This is a genomic window from Flavobacterium sp. LK-23 (genome assembly GCF_058135255.1).
On the sequence record NZ_JBYUVT010000024.1, the window covers coordinates 72,512 to 79,083 of the forward strand.

Consider the following 6,572-nt stretch of genomic DNA (forward strand, 5'->3'; position numbering starts at 1 on the left):
AATTATTGTAAGTTTAGTACATCTTTCATAGAGAAAATTCCCTGTTTTCCTGCTAGCCATTCTGCTGCAACGACAGCTCCAAGGGCAAAACCTTCGCGGTTATGAGCAGTATGTTTAATTTCGATGCTGTCAATAGCAGAATCGTAATTTACAGTGTGTGTTCCGGGTACTTCTCCAATTCTTTTTGCTTCAATATGAATTTCATTCTTTTTTGCTTCATCCATAGTCCAATTTGCGTAGTCGCTGTTTTGGATAACACCTTGAGCTAAAGAAATAGCTGTTCCGCTTGGAGCATCAAGTTTGTGGATATGGTGAATTTCTTCCATCGAAACTTTGTAGGAATCAAATTGTTTCATGATTTTAGCTAAATATTCATTTAGTCCGAAGAAAATATTTACTCCCAAACTGAAGTTCGAACTTGAAATAAATCCTCCTTTTTTCTCATTACAAAGTGCGATCATTTCGTCATAATGTTCTAACCAACCAGTAGTTCCTGATACCACAGGAACATTAGCGTTAAAAGATGCAGAAATGTTGCTCACTGCTGCTGATGGAACGCTGAAATCGATGGCAACATCGGCTGTTGAAAGCCCGTCATAGGTGTTAAATTCATCTTTTCTTAAAACTATTTCATGACCTCTTTCTAAAGCAATTCTTTCGATTACTTTACCCATTTTTCCGTATCCTAAAAGCGCAATTTTCATTATGATTTGTTTTTTGATTTTTTAAATAGAATTCAATCTATTAAAACTTATAATTAAAAGTTAGACCCACGTTTGGTTTGAATGTTACATCGGCAGGATAAATTTCTGGACGCATTGAAAGTCTTTCGTTTACATTAAATTGTATTAACGCAGCGTCAACATTGGCATCGATTATGTTTAAAACATAGAATCCGACAACGAATAAAGCAGATAAATCTCTATTTCTTTGGTAGAATTTTTGTCCAGCAATAAGTCGGCTATCATCCAGATATTTGTAATTGTCATCGTTATAACCTTCTAATCTTCGTTTGTAGGCGTCACGATAATCATGGTATTTTTTATTGTTGTCTATGTAGAAATACAAACTTGTTCCGATTGCTCCGTAAACCAATGGAATTTTCCAGTATTTTTTGTTGTATGCTTGACCTAAACCAGGTAGAACTGCAGAGTAAAAAGCTGCTTTTGCTGGTGTAAGCGGATCTATTTCTTCTAATGATGTGGTGTCTTTTACGACCAAAACCGTGTCTTCTTTTACCTGGGCAAAAAGAGAAACGGTTCCTGTTAGAAAGAACAATAGACCAATGGGGACAATTTTATTCACTATCCGTTTATTAATTTCATAATTCTGTTAAAGTCAGCTTCAGAATTAAATGGAATTGTAATTTTTCCTTTTCCGTTACCAGCGACTTTTATATCAACTTTTGAACCAAAATAATCGTTGAAAGAATTTTTTTGAGTTTCTCTAACTACGAATGCAGCATCTGCTTTTGGCTTTCCATCTGCTTTTGGCTGTAAACCTTCGTGGTAATTTTTAACTAAAGCTTCTGTTTCACGAACTGATAGATTTTGGCTAACGATTTTTTGGTAAATATCGGTTTGAACGTCTAAATCTTCAATATTGATAATTGCTCTACCGTGTCCCATGCTGATAAAACCATCACGAATACCGGTCTGGATAATCGGATCTAATTTTAAAAGACGTAAATAGTTGGCAATTGTCGAACGTTTTTTACCCACTCTTTCACTCATTTGTTCTTGAGTTAATTGAATTTCGTCGATTAAACGTTGGTATGATAAGGCAATCTCAATTGGATCTAAATCATGACGTTGGATGTTTTCAACCAAAGCCATAACCAGCGATTCGTTATCATTTGCAATACGAATATAAGCAGGAACATGAGTTAAGCCTACTAATTTAGACGCGCGAAGACGACGTTCTCCAGAGATTAACTGGTATTTGTTAAAATCTAATTTACGAACAGTAATAGGTTGAATTACACCAAGTTCTTTAATAGAAGTGGCTAACTCGCGTAATGATTCTTCATTAAAATTGCTTCTAGGCTGAAACGGATTTATCTCAATCGCACTTATTTCAAGCTCAATGATGTTTCCAACAACTTTGTCAGCATTTTTGTCTTCTACTGATTTGATGTCGTTTTCCGGATCTTTTAATAAGGCAGATAATCCTCTTCCTAAGGCTTGTTTTTTAATTACTTTTGTCATAAAAACTATTTACTGTTTTTCTTTATAATTTCCTGTGCTAAATGAATATAGTTTACGGCACCTTTGCTTGTCGCATCATAATTAATGATACTTTCTCCAAAACTTGGAGCCTCACTTAGTTTTACATTTCGCTGAATTACAGTATCAAAAACCATATCGTTAAAGTGTTTTTGAACTTCTTCTACAACCTGATTTGATAAACGTAATCTTGAATCGTACATTGTTAGTAATAAACCTTCAATGTCAAGATCTGGGTTGTGGATTTTTTGAATACTCTTAATAGTGTTCAATAATTTTCCTAATCCTTCAAGTGCAAAATATTCACATTGGATAGGAATAACTACAGAATCTGCTGCTGTTAAAGCATTCAAGGTTAACAAACCTAAAGAAGGTGCACAGTCGATAATGATATAATCATATTCTTCTTTTGCTTCTTCCAATGCTTTTTTAAGCATGTATTCGCGGTTTTCTTTGTCAACCAATTCAATTTCGATAGCAACAAGGTCAATGTGAGCAGGTATCACGTCAACGTTTGGAGCTGTACATTTTAAAACGGCTTCTTTTGGTGTTACAGTATGTTCAAGTATTTGATAAGTTCCAACTTCAACTGTTTCTACGTCAATTCCAAGACCAGATGTAGCATTGGCTTGAGGATCAGCGTCGATTAATAATACTTTTTTTTCTAAAACACCTAATGAGGCAGCAAGATTTACTGATGTAGTAGTCTTTCCAACGCCTCCTTTTTGATTAGCAATAGCAATGATTTTGCCCATTTATTTTCTGAATTTTGAACCGTAAAAATACAATTATTTATGGTTTCTGAAAATCTATTTTGTTAACATTTGTGAAAGTCTGCCTAATCGGGGTTTCATGGGTGTTTGCCACAAAATAATTTTAGTTATAAATAAAATTATTAATAAGTTTTTAGGATAATTTAGTGCTATTCTTGCCTCAAAAAGACAAGAATCTAATTTTGGAGTGAGAAAATCTTTTTATTTTAAAATCTCGATAGTGACATAAACTAAGCCACTTTTTTTATTAGATGCAATATCCATAAAAGCTCTTTTGCTGAGATCAATTTCTCTTCCGTTAACAAAAGGTCCTCGATCCGTAATTTCTACGATTGTGAATTTATTGTTTGCCTCGTTTGTTATTTTTAGTATTGTGCCAAAAGGGAATTTTTTATGTGCAGCAGTAAGTTCGTTATTATTGAATCTTTTTCCACTTGCTGTTTTTCTTCCATTAAATTTATCATGATAATAAGAAGCGTGAGCATTTTTCTTATATAAGACACTTTCTTTTGCTAATGAACATGAATCTATTGAAATGATGTTTTTTTCTTGCGCGATTATAGCAGTAGAAAAAACTAAAGAAATAAATAATAGAATCTTTTTCATTTTGTTTTCTTTTTTTATTTGGAGGCAAAAAAAAGCTATTAAAGAAAAAGAGATGTCTTGGATAAGGCATATTTATATTATAAAACGACAAAATTTAGAGATTTTGTAGTGTTTTTGATAAGAAAATTGCGTTCAAAAACGGACTCGAAGGTTGAAGATTATTGCTATTTTGGGCTTTCTTAAAATTACAATTATTACAATCTATCAAACCACAAAATGAACATTCTTATGAGTAAAAAAGCAATTTCATTATTTACGGCATTTGCATTTATGCTACTTTTATGCAGTTTTACTTCGTCGTTTTCGAATAACGAAAAAACAGAAGGAAATAAAAAAATTGAACGCAAAATTGTTTACAGCAAAAAGAAACATAGTATTACATTATCATGGTCGACTTTTGGTACTTCTGGAAATTATATAATTAGTAGAGGGGGCAGCCGTTTGGCATCTGATTTTGTTTCAGTAGGATCAACTTCTAAATTGACTTTTACTGATAATAAGCCTAACACTAATAAATATGAGAACTATTATAAAGTAACTCGCAATGATGTTACCATTATAATTTCACTCGAAAATCAGATTTTTGGAGATAATATGTATTTCTATGATAGAAAGTATGAAAAAGCTGAAACAGCCCGAAATGAAATTAACGCACAGTTTAGCACTATCGGTTTAGGAGGTACCAATGGAGAGTGGACAACAAAACGCCAGGCTTATTATTTTAAACCAAATGTGAATGGACAAACCTACGATGTTGGCGGATCGGGTTCTGCATCTTCTGCAACATCTAATGCTTTAGAATTAGGATTTTATTCTCATATTGGAGGTTTAGGAAAGGTGCCTTCAGACGTTAAATTGGGAGCAATATTTACAAGGCCTCATCTTTCTGGCGGAGCAAATGCGACTTGTACATTTTGGCGTTCTGTTGAAAATGTAGCAATAATGCGTGATTTTTCATGGACGGTTTCTCAGTCAACTAGCGCACGAAGATTGCTGATTGAAAATACTTCAAAGTATATTTCGGATATTGGAGATACTAACTTCTGGGGCAGCGGTGGTTTTATTGCTGATGCTCATTATACATCTGAAAGACCGAACTGGGGTGGACAGCAACAATGGTATACTAGAAATACTGTTTTTCCTTCCGGTTCTGAGGCTATGGGAGGATCGTATAATATGGTTTGGCAGGGTTGTGTAAATCCTCCAAAAGCAGATGATAGTAATTCTCCAGTTTCGACAACTCCTATTATACGAGAAAAACCTTTTCTTTTTATTGATAATGACGGAGAATATAAAGTTTTTGTGCCAGCGTGGCAAAAGGATAGAGTTGGAGTTTCATGGTCGGCAACAGATATAGGAAAAGGTGAAATTCAAGATTTGAGTGCAAATTGGTATGTTGCTAAAGAAGGAGATACCGATGTAGAGATAAATGCTGCATTAAAAGCTGGTAAAAATATATTTTTCACTCCGGGACATTATGCTTTGAATGCTCCGATTCAGGTAAACAGAAAAGATGCCATACTTCTGGGGGCTGGTATTGCTTCTGTGACACTAGAGCCAACAGAAAAAAATAGCTGGGGATGTATTTATGCTGATGATAAAGACGGAATTATCATTGCTGGACTTTTAATGGATTCATTGAATAGTACGACGTACCAAGTTAGAGTTGGTAATGAAGGATCAAATGCAAACCATAGTGCAGATCCTATTTTACTTAGTGATATTACTTGCCGAGTGGGAGGGGTTCAGTCAAAAAATATTCAGATTCAGGCTTCTATGCAGTTAAATAGTAACAATGTTGTAGGAGATCATTTCTGGTTGTGGCGTGCCGATCATGGTTCGCAGAAAGGTGGTGACACACGTTGGAAAAGAGACAGATGTAAAAACGGACTTATTGTAGCGGGAAATGATGTGACGCTTTATGCCTTGTTTGTAGAGCATTATCAGGAATATGAAGTTTTTTGGTTAGGAGAGCGTGGTAGAACTTTCTTCTTTCAAAACGAACCACCATACGATGCACCAAATCAAGCAAGTTGGAGCAGTCAAGGAGGAAGAGTCGATGGTTATGCTGCGTTTAAAGTAGCAAATTCGGTAAAAGAACATCACACTATCGGAATGGGATCTTATGCGGTTTTTACGGGAACAGATGGAAATGTGAATAAGAAGAATGGTTTTGAAGCGCCTAATAATCCAAATGTGAAATTCGAGAAAATGTGTATTACTCGTTTTGCAGGTTCAGGAAATATTCAGAATGTTATTAATGGTACTGGCGGAAGCACGGCAACTGGTGTAAAACGTGTGGCATCATATAATAATGGAGAAGGCGTACAGCCTTTTGATGAAGAATTTACTTTGCCTAGTAAAGAATCTTATCCTTCTTATATAAGTATGGAGAAATAGTAAGAACGATTTTTTTTTCGCCACGAATTCACGAATTATTTTTTCAAATCTTCGCGATTATTTATTCGAATTAATTCGAATAATATTAGATAAAGTATTTAAAAAGAAAATTCGTGAATTCGTGGCCAATACTATTTATTTCGTTTCTAGTATGTTTAGGAAATAGCTGATAAAGGCGCAAAGTTTTTTATTTGAGTTTAAAGCAAAAAAAAAAAAGTCTTTTCAATTTGAAAAGACTTTTGTCGGGGTGGCAGGATTCGAACCTGCGGCCTTCCCGCTTTAAGGCGGGACGCGATAAACGGGCTACGCTACAAATGATATATGAAATCTATGTCTTGTAGGTATCTTTTTGCGCCACTTTTTTTATTTTAGTTTCTAAAATCATCGCTTCAGATCTTGAGTCAAATTGAATTGTATAAATGATTTTCCAAGGGACGCCGTTTTTTGTAGACAAGGATTGTCCATTATTGTGTCTATTAAGTCTGTCTTCCATATCATTAGTTTGACCAATGTAGAACTTTTCTTTTTTAGCGCTGTAAAGAATATAAACGAAAAACATAAAGTTTAA

At 34.5% G+C, this 6,572-nt stretch carries 7 protein-coding genes; 1 reads left to right on the forward strand and 6 read right to left on the reverse strand.

Going from position 1 to position 6,572, the window contains the following annotated elements:
• Positions 1-2: 2 nt before the first annotated feature.
• The 5 genes from dapB to AC3Y25_RS22515 all read right to left on the reverse strand — a co-directional run bounded on the left by dapB (position 3) and on the right by AC3Y25_RS22515 (position 3,604).
• A complete protein-coding gene (gene dapB, locus AC3Y25_RS22495) occupies positions 3-704 on the reverse strand; it encodes a 4-hydroxy-tetrahydrodipicolinate reductase (RefSeq protein WP_250837319.1) in 702 nt (233 codons plus the stop codon).
• Between the two features lie 40 nt (positions 705-744).
• Complete coding sequence (locus AC3Y25_RS22500; RefSeq protein ID WP_095929440.1) at positions 745-1,305, reverse strand: DUF5683 domain-containing protein; 561 nt, start codon at positions 1,303-1,305, stop codon at positions 745-747.
• Positions 1,305-2,207, reverse strand: coding sequence for a ParB/RepB/Spo0J family partition protein (locus AC3Y25_RS22505; RefSeq protein ID WP_095929441.1), 903 nt, complete (start codon positions 2,205-2,207; stop codon positions 1,305-1,307). The genes AC3Y25_RS22500 and AC3Y25_RS22505 overlap by 1 nt, the downstream gene beginning before the upstream one ends.
• Positions 2,208-2,212: 5 nt before the next feature.
• Entirely contained in the window at positions 2,213-2,980 is a 768-nt protein-coding gene (locus AC3Y25_RS22510) for a ParA family protein (RefSeq protein WP_427875130.1), read from the reverse strand.
• Positions 2,981-3,199: 219 nt separating this feature from the next.
• Positions 3,200-3,604, reverse strand: a complete 405-nt coding sequence (locus tag AC3Y25_RS22515; protein WP_489904296.1) for a septal ring lytic transglycosylase RlpA family protein — start codon at positions 3,602-3,604, stop codon at positions 3,200-3,202.
• A 228-nt stretch (positions 3,605-3,832) separates the two neighbouring features.
• Between AC3Y25_RS22515 and AC3Y25_RS22520 the strand changes: the two genes are divergently transcribed.
• Positions 3,833-6,004, forward strand: a complete 2,172-nt coding sequence (locus tag AC3Y25_RS22520; protein WP_489904297.1) for a hypothetical protein — start codon at positions 3,833-3,835, stop codon at positions 6,002-6,004.
• 328 nt (positions 6,005-6,332) lie between these two features.
• Here AC3Y25_RS22520 and AC3Y25_RS22525 read toward each other — a convergent pair.
• The coding region (locus tag AC3Y25_RS22525) for a GIY-YIG nuclease family protein (protein ID WP_489904298.1) at positions 6,333-6,572 on the reverse strand (240 nt) is incomplete at its 5' end.

Coding starts and splice junctions, on each gene's coding strand:
- dapB (WP_250837319.1), bottom strand. CDS start 704: ATGAAAATTGCGCTTTTAGGATACGGAAAAATGGGTAAAGTAATCGAA.
- AC3Y25_RS22515 (WP_489904296.1), bottom strand. CDS start 3,604: ATGAAAAAGATTCTATTATTTATTTCTTTAGTTTTTTCTACTGCTATA.
- AC3Y25_RS22505 (WP_095929441.1), bottom strand. CDS start 2,207: ATGACAAAAGTAATTAAAAAACAAGCCTTAGGAAGAGGATTATCTGCC.
- AC3Y25_RS22520 (WP_489904297.1), top strand. CDS start 3,833: ATGAGTAAAAAAGCAATTTCATTATTTACGGCATTTGCATTTATGCTA.
- AC3Y25_RS22510 (WP_427875130.1), bottom strand. CDS start 2,980: ATGGGCAAAATCATTGCTATTGCTAATCAAAAAGGAGGCGTTGGAAAG.